The organism is Prochlorococcus marinus str. MIT 0918, assembly GCF_027359415.1.
Taxonomy (GTDB): domain Bacteria; phylum Cyanobacteriota; class Cyanobacteriia; order PCC-6307; family Cyanobiaceae; genus Prochlorococcus_E; species Prochlorococcus_E marinus_C.
Map to the genome: position 1 here is coordinate 980,517 of NZ_CP114780.1, position 22,041 is coordinate 1,002,557.

The following is a 22,041-nucleotide window of genomic DNA, read 5'->3' on the forward strand; positions in this document are numbered from 1 at the left end:
TATTTAAGGGCCATGTTGTAAGGCTGCTTCAACATCTTGACGTGATAATCCATAGGGAAAACTAAACTGACTTTTTGTCTCACCCTCCACCCAATTAATCATTAGTTCATCTTGTTTAATCATTATCTCAGCAGCCCCTTGAGGCATTATCCACTTCCAAAGACAAGGATTCTCACTTGTTCTTTCAGCACCCAAACTACGTAGCCAGAATTCAAGCGCTCCTAATGAATGTTGATTCAAAGGTGTTTTAGCGGGAGGCAAAATCGACATCTTGAATTGTTGGGGAAGAAGGTTGAATCAAAGTATTAGTAGAATTAAGCCAACTTGGACTTACTTGCAATTGTTTACCATCTAAGAACGCAAATCCAATACCCAACAACAAACTAATACTAATCGCAATACCTAGAAGTAACAACGAAAATAATTCTCCTCCTGACAATGGCCTTCTATGTCCAATGCTTGTAACACTTTCCCTTGAAATATCTACAGCTATATCTTTAGAAGGACTATCATCGCTCAAACGGTCCATTCTCAAAGTTTTATCATAAGCCTTTCTTCTAATAGGGTCGGATAACAATTCATATGCCTCACACAGGATATAAAATTTCTTTGCAGCTTCATCAACAGGCAAAACAGTAGTATCTGGATGCAAAGACTTACTTAAACGATGAAACGCTTTTTTAAGAGTCTGTAAATCAGAGTTATGAGAAACTCCCAATAATTCATAATAAGTGTTAGGTACAGTCAAACTATCAAATCTCACAAATCAAAAGGTTCAGAAAATTATACAAGCTAATTTCACAAAAATTGCTTCTACATGACCATTTCACCCAAGTTTTGGACACCAACTCATAACATCTGGAATTGTCTTGACTGGCATCCTACAAAACAACAATTTGAACAATTTACCAAGCTGCAGAATCTCCTAAGAGAATGGAACAAGAATATAAATTTAACGAGGCTCATTGAAGATAATGATTTTTGGATTTCACAAATAATAGACAGTCTTTGGCCTATAAAAAATGAGCTTAAAAATCACGATAAACAGCTACAAATAATTGATGTTGGTACAGGGTGTGGGCTACCAGGTCTTGCTATAGCTATTGCACTTCCTAACTCATCAATCACATTAGTAGATTCAATTTATAAAAAAACACATGCTGTAAAGGAAATTACAAAAGATCTTGGCCTGAAATCTAGAGTGAGCATTCGTACAGAAAGGATAGAAGTAACAGGTCAAAGTTCTCAGTTTAGAGGCAACTTTGATCTTGCTATCGCAAGAGCTGTGGCTCAAGGGGCTGTATTGGCAGAGTATTTAATTCCACTTCTAAAGCCATCAGGTCAAGCAATTCTATATAAAGGACAATGGCAAGAGTCTGAAAAAAAAGAATTGATAGAAGCACTTGCAATTCTAAAAGGAAAGATTTTGTCAAGTGAATATTTTTTGTTACCTGAGCATCAAGGTAAAAGGCATTCAATACGGCTTGGCTCAACACATGAATGTCCAAAAAAATTTCCCAGGTCTATAGGCATTCCTCTTAAACAACCTTTAAATAATCAATCGACTACCAACCTCTGAGAGATTTCTCCCTTAAATTTTTCTCTCAATTCCCTAAGCCTTAAAATAATTTCATCAACCCAAGGACTAGCTTTTAAAACGCTTCTCAGCTCATCCTCACTAACTTGAGAATCTAAATCATCAGCATTAGACCCCGGAAACCAATGACTCCCATTCCCTAGCAAACCATATCGAGATTTGACATAACCTTCCATTCCCCAACACTTATACAATATATAAAGCCACATTAGAGTTCGAACATTTATGTCTCCAGGAATATGCTCCCAAGATGGGAGGCCATGCTTCCAAGTAGTCATCCATTCTTTACCTAATTCTTCATTGGCGGTGGACATAAGACGTTTATATATATTTGGCAATATAAAATGAGACTTATCTAATAAGCTAATTGAATCTAGATGTAAGCAAAAATCTTCAACCTTTGATGCACCAACACTAATTGTGTGAACTCTTGGATCACTTAAACAAAATAAATCATTAAAGACAATGGGATGAAGTGGTGCACATAACTCCAAAAGTTTTTCTGAAGGAGTATGCAAATGCCCTCCCTTGTCAGTAGGACTTATAATAAAAACTCCTAAATCAAATTTAGAAGCAGCCGTTAAAGCAGGTTCATTATCCTGAAAAATAAAATACCAATGAAGGTTTACATAATCAAATTCACCTGTCTCAATAGCTTGAACAATTAATTCAGTAGGGCCATGGGTTGAAAACCCAATATGGCCAATAAGACCATTATTTTGCCACCTGCGTAAAACAGATAAACACCCATCTGGCTTTAAAGTCTGCTCTAAATGCTCTGGAAGGTTTAAACCATGTATAGAAAGAAGATCAATTTTGGAAGATTGTAATTTTGAGAAGCTAGTTTCAAGCTCTTTCTCAAAATGGTTCGGATCCCTTGAAGGTGGTATTTTTGTTTGAATTATTCTATTGACTTGAGGCACTTTCTTCATACCCCAACCAAGTTGCATTTCAGAAGTGCCATAATGTCTAGCTGTCTCAATATGATCAAATCCATTTTGCGCAGCAAATTTAAGAATATTTTCAATATTTCTCTGGTTTTCTATTGAGACTTTATCGCCCTCTAAGTCTTTCCAACTATGCTGAAATCGCATCCCTCCTAGCGATAAAACAGGGACATGAATTTCAGTACGTCCAAAACGCCGAGTAGGGAGCGTTTGTATAGATGGCTGCATATTGCTTTCACCTCAATGGTGGCAAGCCAAGTGGTCTGATCGACTTTTTTTCCAGCTGTAAACGTAAATCATCTAAATCTTCAAACCTAACCCAATCAATACAATTAACTGGGCAAGTATCAATAGCCTCTTGAATTAAATTCGAACTATCTCCATCCTGCCTAATTGCTCTTGCTCTGCCATTAATTGGCTCCATTGAAAATGTATTAGTGGCAACACAACTGCAATAAGTGCAACCAATACATAAAGATTCATCAACCCATACTGCCTTTGATCGAAGTTCTCCCCCAAGAACTGGTTCTTTACCATTACGTTTATTTTGAGCTTGAGCTTTTGCCTGAAAAGCTACTGAGGGATCATTCTCCAAAAAACTAATCAATCAAGAATCCCAACGTGTTACAACTAATTCAATAGAACCGTCAATATTATTTTTTCTCTCTGCAACTTCAAAACCTTCTTCTGCAGTAGCAGCAAGGACAGTACTTAAAGCATATTGCTGAGTTAGTTTTGATAAGAAACGATCAAATGGAATTTGTTGTTTCCATAAGTCTAGATCAGTTACCAATTCATAAGCTTTTTGGTTTTCATTCCATCTAAAACCTATATCCCCTCCTTCAGGCATCTTTACAGCCAATTCTGCCTTAACTGTTTGCCCACGAAATCCTCTGACTGTATTCTTTCCTTCTTGAGGAACATAACCAAGGTGAACCAAAGCCTGCATCAATGGTTCTTTCTTTCGCAATTGTGTTTTGACAGTGGAGAAATGGGACATTAGTGGAGTTTAATTTGTTCTTGAATGAACTGTGATTGCTCTTCTGGGCATATATAGGCCTCAGAAGTCAATTCTGTCTGCTCAACATTGCCTAGGGCAGATTCGAGCTTTTCAGTCAGCTGATAACAAGCTTGACCAACAATTCCCTCGACAGTTTCCTCAACGACACCGTCTTGACGAATCTTAAATCTCAATACGCGTTGAGGCATCTGAGGGAGTTAAATGAAATAAATGATATATAAAACCAGGCAAAATAGTAACTTCAATTGATACATAGACACATTCGGAATTGCTCAATCAAGGCAAAATTCCATCTTCTACAAGTTTTTTTAATCTCAGAACAACATCTGGATGTTGAATTTGCTCCACAACTGTGCGAGCTTCATAACGCACTGATGGTTCTAAATCATTTAATAAAACAAGGAAAAACCCCTCATTTAATTCCAATTTGAAAGGCTCGGGTAAAAGATCATATAAACGACCCAGTGACCAAATACAATTACTACGAACTAATGGCTCTTGATCAATTCGCAAACTAATCAGTAGCTCAGCAACAACCCTTTCAGCCTTTTCAATAGAACTAGAACCAACTTCAGCAAGGGAGCTAGCGGCCCATAATCTGACAGCTGCTACATCATTATGCAAAGCCTTAATCAGTGGATTCATTACAGGCGAATCGGAATAATTACCTAAGCTCCAAGCGGCTGCTTTCCTTACATAAGCATTACTATCTGTCTTTAACAGTTGCAGAAGTTTTTCAACTGCCAAGAGAGAAGGATTTCTACCTAAAGCATAAACAGCACTCATTCTTTCTACAGGGCAAGGCTCAGATAATAAGGGTATTAAGAGGTCCAATGCTCTGGGATATCTATGCTCACAAAAAACTCTAAGGCCCTGCAAGCGTTCTTCATGACCTTTCTGAAGCCAAGACAACCCTAATTGGCATTCATTTAAAATTTTTGTTTTATCTGCATCAAATCTTTCAATATCAATTTCATCTAGGGGATCTCCCTGTAGTTCAGCGGCTAACTCCTCTGCAAGGACATTCGGATCAATTGCAAGGCTCTTGAGCCCTTCATCAGTTGAATTAAAGCTTTCTTCTTTCATATATAGATATTAACCACAGGGAGCAACTCTCATTCAACCAATTGGCGCAGGAGCCATCATGTCCCCTGGAAGCCAAATGCGAGCAGTTACAGCTAACAAAGCAATCCCAAAGAGGAGAACTATGAGTAAAGGGAAAATAGTTGTGCGTAAAAAACTCAAGAGAATTAATCCTTTTGATTCATTGTGGTTGAAATTCTAGAAAATTAAACCTTAATGCAATGAAAACGCTCTTTTTACAAAGTTCCCTCTTATTGCATAAATACAACAAACTCCACAAACCAACCCTATCCAACCTCCTCGTTCTTGATGAAGCAAAAAACCTCCACAGGCAAAAAGAAACCCATACAAAATTCCAACACTCAAGACAAAACGAATTAGTAAACTCTGCAAAGAATCAACTGGAATAATTCCAAAGCGCTTTCTTAAACGCTCCCATCCTGGTCCAGGTGGTCTTACCAAACGAACAAATTTTTCCAATACTTCATCAGATTCTGGAGGACTTAATCGCAAAGCAACTAACCAAATAATTGCAGTTAACAATGTTGTAATCAGAAGTTTAAGCCCATAATCTTCCACTCTCAGAAGCGGAACTACTGAGGTTACAAATCCAATGAAAAACCCACATATCATTGCAGTTAATTCCGCTATCGCATTCACACGCCACCAAAACCATCGCAAAACAAGAACAACTCCAGGGCCAGTGCCTATTGCAATTACAAGACGAAATATTGAGCCAATACTGTCACTTATTAAAGCAGTGATAATTCCAATTATCAAAAGAATGACACAAGTTATTTGTCCAACAAAAATCAACTCTTTATTACTCGCTTTAGGGCGCAAGAATCTTTTATACAGATCGTGTGTGAGGTAACTGGCTCCCCAATTTAAAGAAGTGCTCACGGTACTCATGAATGCCGCCACCAATGAGACAACTACAATTCCAAGTACTACTGGGGGAAGGTATTGAACTGCAAGAGTAGGGTAACTCAACTCCCAGTCCTGCTGATTTGGGAGCAAAACAAGCGCAGCAAGTCCAACAACAATCCATAACCAACTACGTAAAAGATAATTCACAACAAGGAAAACCCACCCTGCCAATTCGGATTGGTTTTCATTCTTAGTTGCAAGCAATCTCTGTATAAACTCTCCACCCCCATCACTTCTACGGAAACTCCACCATTGAAGAGAAAGGAATGCTGTAAACGTTGCAATACTAATCCCAGCCTGACCTATCCATTGAAAACCATTTTCATCCCAAGTCCATGGGAAAACTGAGAGCAATTCAGGTCTCTCTAACTCTTGTATTTGAGACAACATGGCTGACATACCGCCAGATGCATGCACCACAGCAAATGCAAGCGTACACGCACCAATTAAAGCCAACAGTAACTGAACACAATCATTGAGTACGACAGCCCATAGTCCACCTATAGCTGTATATACAAGCATGAATAAACCAACTGCAATAAGGAGCAGTAGAGTATCAGTTACAAATCCAATCAAATAATGACCATCAACCATCCCCAAAGCTTCTGCAACCTTTCTCATCGCTAAAAATGCATATCCAATCCCAATACAATTAATAGGTACTGCCAATAAAAATGCCTTTGTTCCTCTTAACCATGCAGCGGCAACACCGCCATATCGCAATTCTGTAAACGCAGCATCAGTCAAAACCCCACTCCGCCGCCACATAGGTGCAAAGATTACTGTCATAGCAACATGTGCTAAACCAAAACTCCACCACTCCCAATTCCCAGCGAGTCCTCTTGTCCCAATCAAACCTGCTACATATAGAGGTGTATCTATTGAAAAGGTTGTTGCTGCCATTGAAGCTCCAGCCAGCCATCCCGTTAAACTTCTGCCAGCAACAAAATAATCTGCTTCATTTTGATTTCTCCGTGACAAAGCAACACCAACACTCACTGAAAGAATTAAATAAATACTGAGAATCATCCAATCTATTAATGTCATTTTTAATTAATAAAGACTAATACTTCAATTTAAACGTCTTTCAGCCTTAATTACTCATGCATACTTCTAAGTTGTCCACATGCTGCATTTTTATCTAAGCCTCTGCTTGTACGTAGACTCACCGCAATTCCTCGTTCTTGTAATCGACTCATAAATTTTCTTATCCTATTGGAACTAGGTCTCTCAAATTTTTCCCCATGAATTGGATTATAGGCAATTAAATTAACATGGCTCTGTAACCCACTTAATAACACTGCCAACTCTTCTGCATGTTCAATATGATCATTCAAATGTCCTAAAAGTATGTATTCAAAACTAACTCGTCTCCCTGTTATTTCTAAATAGTGTCTACAATCTTCTAATAATGCCGCTATAGGGTAGTTATTTGCTGATGGTATCAATGCTTGACGCAATTCTTGATTTGGAGCATGTAAGCTTAATGCTAATGTGAATTGAACAGTGCCTAAATAATGCCGAGCCAACTCTGCAAGCCGAGGTAAAGTATTAGCAACTCCAACAGTACTAACTGTAATTCGACGTTGTCCAATCCCTATATCCTGATTCAAACAACGAATAGAATTAAGGACAGCATCAATATTTAAAAGAGGTTCCCCCATACCCATGAAAACAACATGAGAAGGAGCTCTATCAAAGATTTGTTTTATTGCAAAAAACTGATCAACAATTTCATTAATATATAAAGAACGTTCAAAGCCACCTTTCCCTGTGGCACAAAATCGACAACTCATGGGGCAACCAATTTGACTGGAGACGCAAATAGTTAAACGATTTTTTGTAGGGATTCCAACTGTCTCAATGATTTGATCATCTTCTGTTTGTAGTAATAATTTCACAGTTTGATCATCAGCTAACAAACGCTGAATTTCTTTAAGAGATCCGATTCTGAATCCTTTTTCAATTAAGGAGTTTTTCCAACTCTTAGGTAAAACAGTGATATCTTCAAGATTTCTAACACCTCTCTTATATAACCACTGATAAATCTGACGCCCTCTAAAAGAAGATTGCCCATTGTTTATAGCCAATTGCTCTAATTGGCTAAGGTTTAAGCCAAGCAACGAAAGCTTTTTACTTTCCAATATCAAAAAAATTATCTAACAAGGACACCATGTCCTAATTTAAATTCCAAAATTAGCAATGCAATGAAACCAAGCATTGCCCATCGGCCATTTAAATTCTCTATATGATTATGAAATCCATACCTAGGTAAATTCCTTTTTGGACTAATCTTTGGTTCAAGCATAGAATTTCCTCAGTGGGCAAGGGCAATTAAGACTATAAGATTACTCATCAGCGAGCAACCCTTCTTCTTGAAGACCTTCTAATGCCGCAGGGTCAGGCATCTGATCTTCTTTGGTTTGATCATCTCCAGTTGGTCGCGCAAAAGCTGCGAAATTACTTGTTGAAGCATCAATACCATGCCGACTTCTAGTAGCTTCAAGATCTTCATCACTTGGATCGTCTAAAACAGCAGTTAAATTTGCTGCTGCTGGAGAGGCCGGCATCTCAACGGTATAGTCAGGTCTGAGATTTTGAATACGTCGATATCCTGCAGGATCTTCAGCCAAAATGTCTGGGTGTGGACCTGCTTCAGCACGTAATTCCTCTACAAAGCCACTAAATCCTGTGCCAGCAGGAATCAATCGTCCAATGATGACATTCTCCTTTAAACCTCTTAACCAGTCAGACTTGCCTTCTATTGCTGCTTCAGTAAGAACTCTAGTTGTTTCTTGGAATGAAGCTGCCGAAATAAAGCTATCTGTATTCAAAGATGCCTTTGTAATTCCCAGTAAAACAGGAGTGAACTCTGCTGGAGCACCACCTGTAATTGAAATAGCCTGATTAGTATCCTCAACCTGTCTAATCTCAATCAATTCACCAGGCAGAAGAGTGGTATCACCAGCATCTTCAATACGAACTTTACTAGTCATTTGTCTCACAATAACTTCAATATGCTTATCATCAATAGAAACACCCTGCGATTTATAAACATTCTGTACCTCGGTCACTAAACGATGCTGGAGTTTTGCGATTGATTCCTGAGCAGCCTCCATTAAGGGCTTGTGATCCCGTGAATCTCCAAAGAAACATTCCAATAACTCATGAGGGTTTACTGGTCCATCTGTTAATAATTCTCCTGCACTAACTTGTTGTGCATCACTAACCATGACATTTTTACCAACAAGAACTGGATATTCTTCACAAGAATCTTCACTCTCAATTACTTTTACGACAACTGAATCATCGTCATCTCCTTGAACTATCTCTACGACTCCTCTCTTCTTGCATAAGGTAGCTGAATCTCTTGGTCTTCTTGCCTCTAATAATTCTTCAATTCTTGGAAGTCCTTGGACAATATCACCCGTCTTCTGCCTTTCAAATACCAATAAAGCCAATCCATCTCCTCTTTGTACTAAATCTCCATCTCTGACATGCAATACAGAATCTGGGGAAACCATATAAGGCCTGCCTAATCGCAAAGTAATTTTATTAGCATTAACCGCTTCAACTTCTCCACAACAGGTGGCAGGGTTTTCTTTAGATAACATATCACCATCTATAACTCTTTCTCCGGTTTTTACAAGTGGCGTGCCATCACAAGCAACCGTCAGTGTATCTTCTGCCCTTTCAACAATTAATCTTCTTATAGGCTCATCGTCTACCAGATCAGGTAATTGAACAATTCCTTTTTCTTTACAAAGTATCTGAGTTGTAGAAACAATTTCTCCAGCTGTTACAATCTGCTCATTTTGGATTTGGAGTTCTGTATGAGTAGATCCATGACTAGAATCAGACATTGTATCTCGTCGAACAAGAATACTTTCTAATATTATTAATCGAAGTCTTTGAATTGTCTTAGATGCTTTATCTAAGACTGCTTCTACATCTACAGTCATTTGAGGTGTTGTTTCAAATGTCTCAAGAATCAACTGTGTTTTAAGTAATTCAACTCCTTCTACAGATTTAATTAACTCACCATCTTTAAACCCGAGTCTTTGTGTAGCTTTTAAGCCTAGAGAAGGTCCTTTTAATTGCTTAACATGATTTAATTCAGGCAATTGTGCCTCGTCAGGAATTGTATATTCTTCAACAGGTCTGAATAAAAGCCCCTTCCCTTCCGGAGTGTCTACAGTCTGAACATACACCATAGATTCGGCCTTTAATCCTTTTGCAATGGTTTCACCTGGGTTTACCATCTGTCCTTCAAAATCAAATCTTTCTAAAGCTTTAGAGTCCTTACAAAGATGAAATTCTCCGCTTCTAACAATAATTTCTCTAAGGATGTCGTTCTTTTGTGTAACTGTAACTATACCGGCTGTTTGACTAAAGATATCCTTAACTACTTCAGTACCAGCTTCTATCCACTGCCTATCTTTAATCATTAACAAAGAGATATCTTTATTAATTTCATGAGTTTCTTGAGGAACCCATAGCAAAGTTCCACCATTACTGACTTCAAAACCATTTTTAGCTGATCTTGCCTTCTTAATAGCAAGTCCAGGGGCATATTTAACTAACCCACCTGTTTTTGTCCTAAATCTATCGTCAGATAGTTCAGCAATTATCTCACCATTACCAATCTTACTTCCCGGAATCGAATTTAGCCTATATTGAGTGCCATCTTTGGCTTCCAAATTCCAAATTTCTCCAGAATGAGTTGACTCTTCAAGCAATTTAAAATCTTTCAAAGTCATTGAGGTAGTAACTATTTGAACCTCTCTAGAGTCACCGATGGAATCACGAAGACGAACCTCACCACCGAACTCACTAGCTTGACTTGCTTCAGCTAAAACTTGACCTTCTTTTACTTGTGAATTAGTTGTGACAACTGGTTGTGCATTAGGTGGAAGATTATAAACATCTCCAGCAAAAACCCAAAGTCTCCCTAACCGCTGTGCTTTAAGAGTGATATTACCTTGCCTATCTGTAACTTCTTTAGGCTGAATAGCTGTTTCATAACGTACTTGACCAGCCAAATCACAAATAACATCCTTAGTAGCTTTTTCAACACTCTTTTTAACTGCGCCTGCAGCTATTTGAGCAACAGTTACATCAGAGGCAATTTCCTGCCCATCATCTACAAAAATCAAAGAACCAGTAGAAATCTCTATTTTCTGGGCTTTCCCAGAACCTTCAGGTTTAATAGTTAAAACAAAATCGACTTCTGACTGACGAGCTTCTACACCATGCGGAGTTCTATAACCACGTACACGTGCTTTAGCTCCATACTCTACTTTCCCTTTAATATTAGAACGAACAACTCCTGTTTCTGCAGTAGAAACTCCACCCGTATGGAAAGTTCTCATTGTCAGCTGCGTACCTGGTTCGCCAATTGATTGAGCAGCAATAATCCCAACTGCTTCTCCTAAGTCAACCAAATGATTATGAGCTAGGGCCCATCCATAACACTTACGACATACTGAGCGAGTCGCCTCACAGGTTAGAGGTGATCTAACTCTTACGTCATGAATTTTCGCCAATTCAATTTTCTTAGTTAACTCTGGGTCAATTGCTGTATCTTTCTTAGCGATTATATTTTCCTCAGAATCAAGAATATCTTGAGCCACCAAACGTCCAACAAGTCGATTCCCAAAACGACCATCTTCAGCTTTAACTGATATTGACCTAGTAGTGCCACAATCTTCTTCTCTAACGATTACATCCTGAGCTACATCAACTAAGCGACGGGTTAAATAGCCAGAGTCTGCAGTTCTCAAGGCAGTATCAACCAAACCTTTACGTGCACCATAAGATGAAATTACATATTCAGTAACTGTAAGTCCTTCTCGGAAATTGGTTCGAATAGGCAGGTCAATAATCTCACCTTGAGGGTTAGCCATTAAACCTCTCATTCCTACTAATTGACGAACCTGAGACATATTCCCTCGCGCCCCAGAATTAGCCATCATCCATACAGAGTTGAGTGGATCATTCTGATTAAAATTCTTTTTAACTGCATCCACTAAGCGCTCATTGGTTTCCGTCCATGTATCTATGACTTTCGTATGACGCTCAACTTCTGTAATTTCCCCAAGTCGGTAACATTCTTCAGTAGCCGTAATTTGTTCTTCAGCTTGTCCCAATAAATCTTGTTTGGCTTCTGGAACTTTTAAGTCATCTACAGAAATCGAAACTGCTGCTTGAGTAGCATATTTAAACCCCAAATCTTTTAAATTATCAGCCATCACTGAAGTAGCTGCAGTACCATGATTCTTATATGCCCAAGCAACTAATTCTTTAAGACTTTTTTTATCTACTACACAATTTCTAAACGATGGAGGTGTCTTTGACAGAGGCTCAATTAAGTTTAATTTTTTGGCGGCTTTCTTTCTAGAGCCTTTTCTACCTTTGCCTGATGATTTGCGAGATTTTGGAGAAGTGGAAGTCATTGATAAAGCCTAATCAGAATGGGGGAAAGTAATGAAATAAAGGTTCAGGCTGAAGTGACAGCATCAATAATAGTGTGATTCATAACCACACGGCCGACAGTTGTAAGGATATAGCGACTAATTAACGCGCCATCTTCATCCAAGCGATCTCTGCGGAAATTCCATTGTTCAATTTTAGTACCATCTTCAAGCGTCTTTATATCTAAAGGAGCATCAAGCTCATCATTATTCTCAACTTGACCATTAAATCGAACCCATAACCAATCATGTAAATTGATTCTTTTATCTTCAAAAGCTTTAATAACATCTTCAAGGCCAGCAAAAGTTTTTGATTGGTCGCCAAAATCAGGTTTGGCAGCCCCTGGCTGAAGAGCTGTTAAGTAATAAGAACCCAAAACCATATCTTGAGATGGTGTAACAATTGGCTCGCCTGTTGCTGGAGAAAGAATATTGTTACTCGCAAGCATTAACATTCGAGCTTCTGTTTGAGCTTCAATAGCTAAAGGAACATGAACAGCCATTTGATCCCCATCAAAATCCGCATTAAATGCTGGACAAACTAAAGGATGTAATTGAATTGCTCGACCAGTAACAAGTTTTGGTTCAAAAGCTTGAATGCCAAGACGGTGCAAAGTAGGAGCTCTATTTAACAAAATTGGATGGCCTTCTATGACCTCTTGTAAAACTTGCATAACTTCATCATCAGCTCTCTGAATCAACTTTTTAGCAGCTTTAATATTATTTACTATGTTTTGACGAATTAATCTATGAATTACAAAAGGCTGAAAAAGTTCTATTGCCATTTCCTTAGGTAAACCACATTGATGCATTTTTAATTTTGGACCGACTACTATTACGGACCGTCCAGAATAATCAACACGTTTACCTAGCAAATTCTGACGAAATCTTCCTTGCTTCCCTTCGATAATGTCACTTAATGATTTTAAAGCCCGGTTGTTTGCCCCAACTACAGTTCTACCTCGTCTCCCATTATCTATGAGGGCATCAACTGCTTCCTGAAGCATTCTTTTTTCATTACGAACTATAATTTCAGGAGCTAATATTTCTTGAAGTCGTGCTAAACGGTTATTTCTATTTATAACCCTTCTATATAGGTCATTTAAATCAGAAGTAGCAAATCTTCCGCCATCTAACTGGACCATAGGTCGAAGATCAGGCGGAATTACAGGTATTGCATCTAAAACCATCCATTCAGGCCTAGCATTAGTTGCAATAAAGTTATCAATTACTCGTAGTCTTTTAATAAGTTTTGCACGCTTCTGTCCTTTGCTAGAACTAATTTCCACTCTTAGTTCTTCAGCAATTTCTTTTAAATCTAAATCTTCTAAAAGTTGTTTTAAAGCTTCTGCACCTATTCCAACAACAGGTTCATTTTCAATCGTGGAATCTTCTGCATAAATTTCATCTTCAATTTCAAGCCACTCGTCTTCTGTAAGAAGTTGTTTATATTTAAGGTCTTTATGATCTCCAACATCTAAGACTACATAACAGTTGAAATAAACTATTTGCTCTACATCTCTCAATGGCATATCAAGCAATATTGCTACATAACTAGGAATCCCCTTTAAATACCAAACATGAGAAACTGGTGCAGCTAAATTAATAAATCCCATGCGATGTCGACGCACTCTGCTCTCTGTAACTTCGACGCCACAACGCTCACAAACAATTCCCCTATGACGAACTCTCTTATATTTTCCACAGTGGCACTCCCAATCTTTTGAAGGTCCAAAGATCTTTTCACAGAAAAGGCCATCCATTTCTGGCTTTAAAGTTCTGTAATTAATAGTTTCTGGCTTAGTAACTTCACCAACTACTTGACCATTAGGGAGTGTACGTTGTCCCCATGACATTACTCTTTCAGGAGAAGCCAAGGTGATTTTGACGTAATCAAAATGATTCTCAGTTCTTAAATTGCTGTTAGTCATGACAAGAAAATAGTGTTAATTAAAAATGCTAAAAACAGTTGATAAAAAAGGTTAATCCTCTTGATAATCAGAACCTAATGATTCATATGTTGGTCTACTTGGAGTACTCCTTCTAGGATTAACATCTTGCATTAAATCAACTTCTTTTCCTTCATCTGTATATACACCAATATCCAATCCTAATGATTGCAACTCTCGCATTAACACCTTAAAGGATTCAGGAGTCCCTGGCCTAGGAATTGGTTTACCTTTCACTATCGCATTTAGTGCTTCATTTCTACCTTGCATATCATCTGACTTAACTGTGAGAAGTTCTTGCAATGTATATGCTGCCCCGTATGCCTCTAAGGCCCATACCTCCATCTCTCCTAAACGCTGGCCACCTTGTTGAGCTTTACCTCCTAAAGGTTGTTGGGTGACAAGAGAGTAAGGTCCAGTAGATCTTGCATGAATTTTGTCATCAACAAGGTGGACTAATTTAAGGAAATGGGAATACCCAACTGCCACTGGTTGGTCAAATGCTTCTCCAGTCCGGCCGTCACGCAATAAAAGCTTACCTGGATAATCAGGGTTAAATACCCATTCTTTCCCAGGCAATTTAGCAGCTTCTTTTAGATATAGCTGCACTGTTTCGTAAGATTTTTCTGCTCCATACATTTCATCAAAGGGGACTACTTTAACTCTGCAATCCAAATGAGCTGCGGCCCAACCCATTAACAATTCAAACACTTGACCTACGTTCATCCTGCTAGGTACACCAAGTGGATTTAGAACTATGTCTACTGGGGTACCATCAGGCAAATAAGGCATGTCTTCTCTTGGCAAAATCCTACTAATTATTCCTTTATTGCCATGCCTGCCAGCCATCTTATCGCCAACCTGAATCTTTCTTCGTTGGGCTACATAGACTCTAACAACCATATTTGCACCAGGGGGGAGTTCATCTCCTTGTTCTCTGGTATATATTCTTACGTCAACAACACGTCCTCTTTCTGTACTAGGTACTCTAAGAGAATTATCTCTTACATCTCTAGCCTTTTCACCAAAAATAGCTCTCAATAGTTTTTCTTCAGGGGGTTGATCAGATTCACCTTTAGGAGTAACTTTCCCGACAAGAATATCTCCACTCTCTACAAAAGCTCCTACTCGAATAATTCCCATTTCATCGAGATTCCCTAAACTCTCTTCAGCAATATTTGGAATTTCACGTGTAATTTCTTCAGGTCCTAATTTTGTCTGACGAGCTTCTATCTCATATTTTTCTATATGTACTGAAGTATACAGATCATCTTTAACTAATCTCTCACTAACTAAAATCGCATCTTCATAGTTATAACCTTCCCAAGGCATATATGCGATTAAAACATTTTGTCCTAATGCAATTTCCCCACCTTCGCAAGCAGAGCCATCTGCCAATACTTGGCCAATAATAACCTTGTCACCGTTATTTACTATTGGCCTTTGATTTAAACAGGTGTCTTGATTAGATCTTTGATACTTCTGTAAATCATGCAAATGCTCCCCCCCTTCTTCATCAGTAACAACAATGGAATTAGCATCTACAAAAGTTACCGTTCCATTTACCTGAGAGATAGGAACCATTCCAGAATCCCTAGCAACTTGGGTTTCTAAACCAGTTCCTACCAGGGGTCGCTCTGGCCGTAAAAGTGGAACTGCCTGACGTTGCATGTTTGAACCCATGAGTGCTCTATTGGCATCGTCATGTTCAACAAATGGTATTAAAGATGTAGCAACTGAAATAACTTGGACAGGAGACAGTTGAACATAATCAACTTGTTCAGGAGGAACCTTCTCAAAATCTTGTCGATATCTTACCGGGATTAAATCAGCAATTATCATGCCATCTTTATCTGTGGCAACATCACCAGGTGCAACTCTGCATTCATCTTCTAAATCTGCAGAAAGATAAATCGGATCTCCTTCTTTAATTACTTTGCCTTCTTCAACTTTCCAAAAAGGAGTCTCAATAAAACCATATGAATTAACTCTTGCATGAGTAGCTAGAGAATTGATCAAACCTGCATTAGGTCCTTCAGGAGTTTCTATAGGACATAAACGACCATAATGAGAAGGATGAATATCACGAACAGCAAAGCCTGCTCTCTCTCTAGTTAAACCTCCAGGGCCTAAGGCAGATATACGTCTTTTATGAGTTAACTCAGCCAATGGATTAGTTTGGTCCATAAACTGACTCAATTGACTTGAACCAAAAAATTCCTTAATGGCAGCAACAAGAGGCTTAGGGTTGACTAATTGAGCTGGAGTTAGGGAATCAGTTTCACCAACAGTCATCCTTTCTTTAATTATTCTTTCTAATCGATTAAGTCCAACTCGAACTTGATTCTGAAGTAATTCCCCAACTGATCTAACTCTACGATTACCTAAATGATCAATATCATCTAAGGTAGCTCCACCAACATCCAGTTCTAAGTTGATTAAATAATCAATTGTAGAAAGAACATCTTCATGGGTTAATGTTCTTAACGAATCTGGAATAGTTAAGCGTAGCTTTTTGTTTATTTTATATCTTCCTACCCTACCTAAATCATATCTTTTAGGATCAAAAAATCTACTTTGTAAAAGTTGCTGACCTCCACTCACAGAAGGAGGTTCCCCAGGTCTTAATTTCTTATATAGTTCTAATAATGCTTGATCTTCTGAACTAATCCCTTCATCATCTGCCGCCTGAATAGACTTTTGATAATATTCAGGATGTCTTAATTTATCTATTACGTCATTATCTGAAAGCCCCATGGCTCTCATGAGAACATGTGCATTTATTTTTCTAGTTTTATCTACTCGTACATGCAGAAGATCATTTTTATCTGTTTCAAATTTTAACCATGCACCTCGATTAGGAATAACACTCGCATTATAAGTTCTCCTACCGTTTTTATCTTGCTCATCTTTAAAATAAACCCCAGGACTTCTAACAATTTGATTAACAATTACTCTTTCAGCGCCATTAATAATAAATGTCCCTCTTTCGGTCATCAAAGGAAGCTCGCCTATAAAAACTTCTTGTTCTTTTATTTCTCCAGTTTCCTTATTAACTAATCTACATGTCACATACATCTGAGAGGCAAATGTAGCATCTCTCCTTTTCGCCTCTTCAACATCATGCCTAGGGCGCTTTAACCTATAATCATCACCTATAAAATGAAGTTCTAGCTTTCCAGTGTAGTCAGTAATTGGAGAAAAATTCTCAAGTTCCTCAATTAAGCCTTTTTCTAAAAACCATTTGAAGCTTGCCCGTTGTACCTCTACCAAATCGGGTAAATATGTAGCGGTCTTAGCTACCTGAATGGCGCTTCTACTCATTCGAGAACCTACTGCTTGTAAAGGAAGGATCTTATCTTGGGAGTGATCGTTACTAATGCAAAGAGTCAATGATCAAATAAAGAAATTGCTCCTCTCTTATTTTGAAAGGAACAAACACTAGAAGCTCAATGAACTCGCACCAAAAAGTAAGGCGTCAGCAAAAACTCTTTTAGAGAAATTAGATTCTCCAGATAATGACGCATTTGAACTACGCCAAGCCCAAGACAATATTTAATAGTACACTTATATGATTTTTTTATCCACAATATTCTGTAATTTATGGTAAATCAAACAATCTTCTTGCATTAGCAGTACTACTAAAGGCTACTGAGGCAAAGTTTTGCTCTCTTAGTTCTGCAATTTTATGGGCCACTGACTGAACATAAGAGGGCTCATTCCTCTTCCCTCTTTTTGGAACAGGTGCTAAAAAAGGAGAATCTGTTTCAATAAGAAAACGGTTCTCTGGTACTTTCACAGCACAAGCATGAATTGATTTAGCACTTGAAAAAGTAACAGTACCGCTAAAACTTATATAAAAGCCTAAATCTAAAAAACCTTCCATTTCCGCTAAGGTACCTCCCCAACAATGCATTACACCTTTAGCCGCACGGCCAGATTCTCTACGTTCATTCAATAAGTCAAACATAGGTGAGGCAGCATCTCGGCAATGAATAATTACAGGCAAATCCAATTCATATGCCAAATCCAATTGGGGAATAAGAATAGCCAATTGCTCTTCTAAATTGGAATCTCGAAAAAGATCTAATCCTAATTCGCCTATAGCTACGACTCGTTTATCATCTAGCGCTGAATTTCTTAAAGTCTCAATGGTGTCATTTTCAATCCAGGATTTTGTATCAAGAGGATGCAACCCTACTGAATATCTAATCTCTGGAAATCTATCTGCAAGAGATTTAATATCAGGTATTTCAGACGGTTTGACACAAGCATGCAGTAGAGCTTTAACTCCTACTTCTCTCCATCTTGAAGCAACCTCATCTAAATCATCTTTAAAATTTGGGAAAACAACATGACAATGGCTATCTATCAAATCGTGTTTATACATAGTTCAATATTTCCTGTGTAACTAGAGATTTCAACCTACAGATTTCATTTATTTGGAAATAGATTCAACAACTTTTTTCACAGCAGAAGAAAGTCGAGATTTTTGATTTGCTCCATTATTTCTATGAAGGACTCCTTTTTTTACCGCCTTATCAATTTTGCTAAAAGCATCATTCATTGTTTGACGAACATTCTCTCTAGCTTCATCGCTAGGTTTATCTGTATATTCTCCACATGCTGTAAAGCATCTTTTCATTAGAGTTCTTAGAGATGATTTATAAGATCTATTTTGGATCCGATTGCGCTCAGCAATCTGTATGCGTTTCTTAGCTGAATTGTTATTGGCCACTGACCCTGAGAATAAATAGTCATTGTAGATAAATTCTACCTCAACAACCTAACCAAACGAAAAGATGTTCTGCAACATATCAGACAGTTAAATAGGTAAGGATCTAATTTAGAACAAGAGTTCTTAAGAGAAACTTGGCAGAAAGTGGGAAAATAATTGATTGCATAAAGGATTCAGAGGAAGTTCTTAAAAGGCTCGATCTGATTTCTGCTAGGACTTCATTAGATAGTCAAGAGAAGGCTTTTTCTATTGTCAAAGAGATTATCAAGGAAGTTCAAGCATCTGGAGACAATGCATTATTTAAATACACCAAACAATTTGATGGTTTTATCCCGGAACCATTAGAAGTATTACCAAATCAACTCATTGAAGCTTGGGAAAAAACTCCAAAAGAACTACAAGAGGCATTAAAACTAGCTAAGCAAAGAATCGAACAATTTCATAAGCTTCAAATCCCAAAGGATTTTCTAATAGAAGGTACATATGGAGAAAAACTTGGAAGACGCTGGGGGGCTGTTCAAAAAGCAGGGATTTATGTCCCGGGAGGAAGAGCTGCTTACCCAAGCACCGTACTAATGAATGCAATTCCTGCAGCTGTAGCAGGAGTAGAAGAAATAATAATGACCACTCCAGCCGGTACTCATGGGAAAATCAATTCAACAGTTCTAGCTGCAGCATATATTGCTGGCATTACAAAAATTTTCCGTATAGGAGGAGCACAAGCAATCGCTGCACTTGCATATGGAACTGAATCCGTCCCAAAAGTGGATGTCATTAGTGGTCCTGGAAATCTATATGTAACGTTGGCAAAAAAATCTGTATATGGTCAAGTGGGCATTGACTCTCTTGCAGGACCAAGTGAAGTATTAATTATTGCCGACCATACTGCAAACCTAAAGCAGGTTGCTGCTGATTTACTTGCGCAGGCTGAGCATGATCCTTTAGCCTCAGCAATTTTATTAACTACCGAAATACAACTCGCAAAAAACATCACTAAAGAAATAAATAATCAACTAAAGAATCATCCGCGTGAAGAGATTTGTCGTGAATCTCTTAATAAATGGGGTTTAATTGTTCTATGCAAAGACATAAGAACTTGTGCAGAGTTAAGTAATTATTTTGCACCAGAGCATCTAGAATTATTAATAGAAAATCCTTTTAAATTTACCTCAAAAATTAAAAATGCTGGGGCAATTTTTATAGGCAAATGGAGTCCTGAAGCTGCTGGTGATTATCTAGCAGGACCTAACCACACTTTGCCGACTTCAGGAACAGCAAGATTTAGCAGTGCGTTAAGCGTTGAAACTTTTATGAAATGCTCATCTATTATAGATTTCTCTGAGGAAGCCTTAAAAGAAACTGGCAAGGCAATTATTGAACTAGCTAATAGCGAAGGTCTACATAGTCATTCAGAGTCTATAAAAATTAGGAACTCTAATTCTTCTTTAAATGATTAACCGAGGTAGATCCTTCAATAATTTCACCAACTAAAACTTGATCTGCAAGATTTATAAACAAACCATTTTCTAACACTCCAGGAATATTATTAATTTCTTTTTCTATTAACTCAGGATTATTAATTCCATCTTGAAACCTAACATCAAGAACTAAATTACCTTGATCAGTAACAATAGGACCAGCTTTTTTTTCAGCCATTCGAAGAGCCGCTATTCCATCTAATTCTTTAAGTCTATTTTGAACTAATTGCCAAGTAGATGGTAAAACTTCAACAGGGAGCTTGAAATCTAAATTCAATTTCTTAACAAGTTTAGTTGAATCCACAACAACAACAAACTCCTCAGCAATTGATGCAACAAGCTTTTCTTGAACATGACAAGCTCCACCCCCTTTAATTAGCTGAAAAGATGGATCAACTTCATCAGCACCATCAATAGCTAAATCAATTTTTGAAACCGCCGAAAATGCAACTAAAGGGATGCCCAACTGTGAAGCAAGAACCTCACCTTGAAAAGAAGTCGTTACTCCAACAATATCTTTTAACACCCCCTCTTTAAGCTTTAAACCCAAAGCCTCAATCATTAGCGCCGCAGTAGATCCTGAACCAAGTCCAAGCACCATTCCATCTTTAATTTGTGTCACAGCTGCTTCTGCAACAGCCTTTTTCATTTGTGTTTGTAAATCTGTCATCAAAAAATCTTAACTTGGTAATAATAATAGTTCTAGTTTATTCCTGGTAATGCTTCAGGCTTTATAGAAAGTTTTATCTCGCGATCATTTCTCAAAAGCTTTAAATGCAAAGGAATATCAATTTGAGAATCTTCAACTTTCTCTAATAAAGCTTGAGGATCAGCAACATCTTTATCATCAACTCCAATAATTAAATCGCCTCTTCTTAAACCTGCTTTTTCTGCAGGACTATCTATAAGAATTGACTGGACTAAAGCCCCAGATCTTTCAGGCAATTGAACTAAAGAATTTGGATCAAGATTATGTTCTTTTGCAATTTGTGCATTTAATGGGACAAGTTGAACTCCTAAGTAAGGATGGATAACTACACCAGTTTCTAATAGTTGATTGGAAACCCTTTTAGCAAGGTTAATTGGAATTGCAAAACCCAAGCCTGCTCCCGGTCCTGATCTAACTAAAGTATTAATACCAATTACTTCACCAAGATAATTAACTAAAGGTCCTCCTGAATTACCAGGGTTGATAGCAGCATCAGTTTGAATCAAATCCAATCTTTTATCAGAAAAGCCAAGGCTGTTGATATTTCTATGCAGACTACTAACAATGCCAAGTGTAACCGTACGTTCTAAGCCATAAGGAGTACCTAAAGCTATTGCCCAATCTCCTACTTTCAATTTTTCAGAATCGCCAAGAGGAGCCGCCTCTAAGGCTTGTGAATCTTCTACGCGAACAAGTGCTAAATCTGTTACTAAATCCTTTCCAATTACTGATCCATTAGTCTTATCGCCATTTGCAAGAGTGACACTTACATCATCAACTCTCTCCACAACATGAGCATTAGTCAAAATAAGACCATTTTTATCAATAAGAATCCCTGATCCCTGTCCCCTTTCTCTCTCAGGACCAAGAGATGGCTCCCCTAGTAAATCTCTTAAAAGAGGATCTATCAGAGTCGGGTCATAAGCTTCATGTTCAATAGTTCTTTCGGTATCTATACGAACAACAGAAGGTGCTACATGCTGAACAGCGTCAGCTACAAAACTATGAGAGTATTCTTTATCACCTGTTAATTCACCATAGCTAGGGTTAACCCAGGCAATGAAAAAAATGAATGCAGTAAAAAAAGCAAAATATCCTGAAAGTCTCATACAAATC

Annotated in this window: 20 protein-coding genes; 2 read left to right on the plus strand and 18 right to left on the minus strand. The window is 37.9% G+C overall.

The features are described 5' to 3' along the window. Positions 1 to 3: 3 nt before the first annotated feature. Positions 4 to 270 carry a DUF3143 domain-containing protein gene (locus O5636_RS05475; protein WP_269621815.1) on the minus strand — a complete coding sequence of 89 codons (267 nt, stop codon included), beginning with the start codon at positions 268 to 270 and terminating at the stop codon, positions 4 to 6. Further along, the gene (locus O5636_RS05480; RefSeq protein WP_269621816.1) at positions 248 to 748 is read right to left on the minus strand and encodes a J domain-containing protein; all 501 of its coding nucleotides are present in this window, start codon (positions 746 to 748) and stop codon (positions 248 to 250) included. Before O5636_RS05480 ends, O5636_RS05475 begins: the two co-directional genes overlap by 23 nt. A 69-nt stretch (positions 749 to 817) precedes the next feature. Between O5636_RS05480 and rsmG the strand changes: the two genes are divergently transcribed. Beyond that, positions 818 to 1,579 carry a 16S rRNA (guanine(527)-N(7))-methyltransferase RsmG gene (gene rsmG / locus O5636_RS05485; RefSeq protein WP_269621817.1) on the plus strand — a complete coding sequence of 254 codons (762 nt, stop codon included), beginning with the start codon at positions 818 to 820 and terminating at the stop codon, positions 1,577 to 1,579. Here the strand turns inward: rsmG and O5636_RS05490 are convergent. The 14 genes from O5636_RS05490 to rpsT all read right to left on the minus strand — a co-directional run bounded on the left by O5636_RS05490 (position 1,558) and on the right by rpsT (position 18,738). Continuing rightward, positions 1,558 to 2,772 carry an aldo/keto reductase gene (locus O5636_RS05490; RefSeq protein WP_269621818.1) on the minus strand — a complete coding sequence of 405 codons (1,215 nt, stop codon included), beginning with the start codon at positions 2,770 to 2,772 and terminating at the stop codon, positions 1,558 to 1,560. The two genes, rsmG and O5636_RS05490, sit on opposite strands and share 22 nt — an antisense overlap. 7 nt (positions 2,773 to 2,779) lie before the next feature. Then, on the minus strand, positions 2,780 to 3,139 hold the full coding sequence (locus O5636_RS05495; RefSeq protein WP_269621819.1) for a ferredoxin: 360 nt from the start codon (positions 3,137 to 3,139) through the stop codon (positions 2,780 to 2,782). A gap of 12 nt (positions 3,140 to 3,151) precedes the next feature. Then, entirely contained in the window at positions 3,152 to 3,544 is a 393-nt protein-coding gene (locus tag O5636_RS05500; RefSeq protein ID WP_269621820.1) for a DUF1257 domain-containing protein, read from the minus strand. Next, positions 3,544 to 3,753 carry a DUF2997 domain-containing protein gene (locus O5636_RS05505; protein WP_269621821.1) on the minus strand — a complete coding sequence of 70 codons (210 nt, stop codon included), beginning with the start codon at positions 3,751 to 3,753 and terminating at the stop codon, positions 3,544 to 3,546. Before O5636_RS05505 ends, O5636_RS05500 begins: the two co-directional genes overlap by 1 nt. Before the next feature lie 88 nt (positions 3,754 to 3,841). Continuing rightward, a complete protein-coding gene (locus O5636_RS05510) occupies positions 3,842 to 4,651 on the minus strand; it encodes a HEAT repeat domain-containing protein (protein WP_269621822.1) in 810 nt (269 codons plus the stop codon). A gap of 33 nt (positions 4,652 to 4,684) precedes the next feature. Next, positions 4,685 to 4,810 carry a hypothetical protein gene (locus O5636_RS05515; protein WP_269621823.1) on the minus strand — a complete coding sequence of 42 codons (126 nt, stop codon included), beginning with the start codon at positions 4,808 to 4,810 and terminating at the stop codon, positions 4,685 to 4,687. Positions 4,811 to 4,861: 51 nt separating this feature from the next. After that, on the minus strand, positions 4,862 to 6,625 hold the full coding sequence (locus O5636_RS05520; protein ID WP_269621824.1) for a sodium:solute symporter family protein: 1,764 nt from the start codon (positions 6,623 to 6,625) through the stop codon (positions 4,862 to 4,864). A gap of 50 nt (positions 6,626 to 6,675) precedes the next feature. After that, entirely contained in the window at positions 6,676 to 7,728 is a 1,053-nt protein-coding gene (gene rlmN / locus O5636_RS05525; RefSeq protein ID WP_420063756.1) for a 23S rRNA (adenine(2503)-C(2))-methyltransferase RlmN, read from the minus strand. 5 nt (positions 7,729 to 7,733) lie between these two features. Further along, the gene (locus O5636_RS05530; protein ID WP_269621826.1) at positions 7,734 to 7,886 is read right to left on the minus strand and encodes a high light inducible protein; all 153 of its coding nucleotides are present in this window, start codon (positions 7,884 to 7,886) and stop codon (positions 7,734 to 7,736) included. 40 nt (positions 7,887 to 7,926) lie between these two features. Then, positions 7,927 to 12,033, minus strand: coding sequence for a DNA-directed RNA polymerase subunit beta' (locus O5636_RS05535; protein ID WP_269621827.1), 4,107 nt, complete (start codon positions 12,031 to 12,033; stop codon positions 7,927 to 7,929). A 44-nt stretch (positions 12,034 to 12,077) separates the two neighbouring features. Next, complete coding sequence (locus O5636_RS05540) at positions 12,078 to 13,982, minus strand: DNA-directed RNA polymerase subunit gamma (RefSeq protein ID WP_269621828.1); 1,905 nt, start codon at positions 13,980 to 13,982, stop codon at positions 12,078 to 12,080. A 51-nt stretch (positions 13,983 to 14,033) separates the two neighbouring features. Further along, positions 14,034 to 17,324 carry a DNA-directed RNA polymerase subunit beta gene (gene rpoB, locus O5636_RS05545; protein WP_269621829.1) on the minus strand — a complete coding sequence of 1,097 codons (3,291 nt, stop codon included), beginning with the start codon at positions 17,322 to 17,324 and terminating at the stop codon, positions 14,034 to 14,036. 277 nt (positions 17,325 to 17,601) lie between these two features. Then, positions 17,602 to 18,390, minus strand: coding sequence for a TatD family hydrolase (locus tag O5636_RS05550; protein WP_269621830.1), 789 nt, complete (start codon positions 18,388 to 18,390; stop codon positions 17,602 to 17,604). A gap of 48 nt (positions 18,391 to 18,438) precedes the next feature. Then, on the minus strand, positions 18,439 to 18,738 hold the full coding sequence (gene rpsT / locus O5636_RS05555; RefSeq protein ID WP_269621831.1) for a 30S ribosomal protein S20: 300 nt from the start codon (positions 18,736 to 18,738) through the stop codon (positions 18,439 to 18,441). Between the two features lie 134 nt (positions 18,739 to 18,872). Between rpsT and hisD the strand changes: the two genes are divergently transcribed. After that, a complete protein-coding gene (hisD, locus tag O5636_RS05560; RefSeq protein WP_269621832.1) occupies positions 18,873 to 20,195 on the plus strand; it encodes a histidinol dehydrogenase in 1,323 nt (440 codons plus the stop codon). Here hisD and rpiA read toward each other — a convergent pair. Beyond that, positions 20,173 to 20,886, minus strand: a complete 714-nt coding sequence (rpiA, locus tag O5636_RS05565; protein ID WP_269621833.1) for a ribose-5-phosphate isomerase RpiA — start codon at positions 20,884 to 20,886, stop codon at positions 20,173 to 20,175. The genes hisD and rpiA overlap by 23 nt on opposite strands. Positions 20,887 to 20,918: 32 nt before the next feature. Then, complete coding sequence (locus tag O5636_RS05570) at positions 20,919 to 22,034, minus strand: trypsin-like peptidase domain-containing protein (RefSeq protein ID WP_269621834.1); 1,116 nt, start codon at positions 22,032 to 22,034, stop codon at positions 20,919 to 20,921. Positions 22,035 to 22,041 lie beyond the last annotated feature (7 nt).

Coding starts and splice junctions, on each gene's coding strand:
- O5636_RS05510 (WP_269621822.1), bottom strand. CDS start 4,651: ATGAAAGAAGAAAGCTTTAATTCAACTGATGAAGGGCTCAAGAGCCTT.
- O5636_RS05475 (WP_269621815.1), bottom strand. CDS start 270: ATGTCGATTTTGCCTCCCGCTAAAACACCTTTGAATCAACATTCATTA.
- O5636_RS05520 (WP_269621824.1), bottom strand. CDS start 6,625: ATGACATTAATAGATTGGATGATTCTCAGTATTTATTTAATTCTTTCA.
- O5636_RS05570 (WP_269621834.1), bottom strand. CDS start 22,034: ATGAGACTTTCAGGATATTTTGCTTTTTTTACTGCATTCATTTTTTTC.
- O5636_RS05530 (WP_269621826.1), bottom strand. CDS start 7,886: ATGCTTGAACCAAAGATTAGTCCAAAAAGGAATTTACCTAGGTATGGA.
- rsmG (WP_269621817.1), top strand. CDS start 818: ATGACCATTTCACCCAAGTTTTGGACACCAACTCATAACATCTGGAAT.
- O5636_RS05490 (WP_269621818.1), bottom strand. CDS start 2,772: ATGCAGCCATCTATACAAACGCTCCCTACTCGGCGTTTTGGACGTACT.
- O5636_RS05540 (WP_269621828.1), bottom strand. CDS start 13,982: ATGACTAACAGCAATTTAAGAACTGAGAATCATTTTGATTACGTCAAA.
- rpiA (WP_269621833.1), bottom strand. CDS start 20,886: ATGACAGATTTACAAACACAAATGAAAAAGGCTGTTGCAGAAGCAGCT.
- O5636_RS05535 (WP_269621827.1), bottom strand. CDS start 12,033: ATGACTTCCACTTCTCCAAAATCTCGCAAATCATCAGGCAAAGGTAGA.
- O5636_RS05550 (WP_269621830.1), bottom strand. CDS start 18,390: ATGTATAAACACGATTTGATAGATAGCCATTGTCATGTTGTTTTCCCA.
- O5636_RS05500 (WP_269621820.1), bottom strand. CDS start 3,544: ATGTCCCATTTCTCCACTGTCAAAACACAATTGCGAAAGAAAGAACCA.
- O5636_RS05505 (WP_269621821.1), bottom strand. CDS start 3,753: ATGCCTCAACGCGTATTGAGATTTAAGATTCGTCAAGACGGTGTCGTT.
- rpoB (WP_269621829.1), bottom strand. CDS start 17,324: ATGAGTAGAAGCGCCATTCAGGTAGCTAAGACCGCTACATATTTACCC.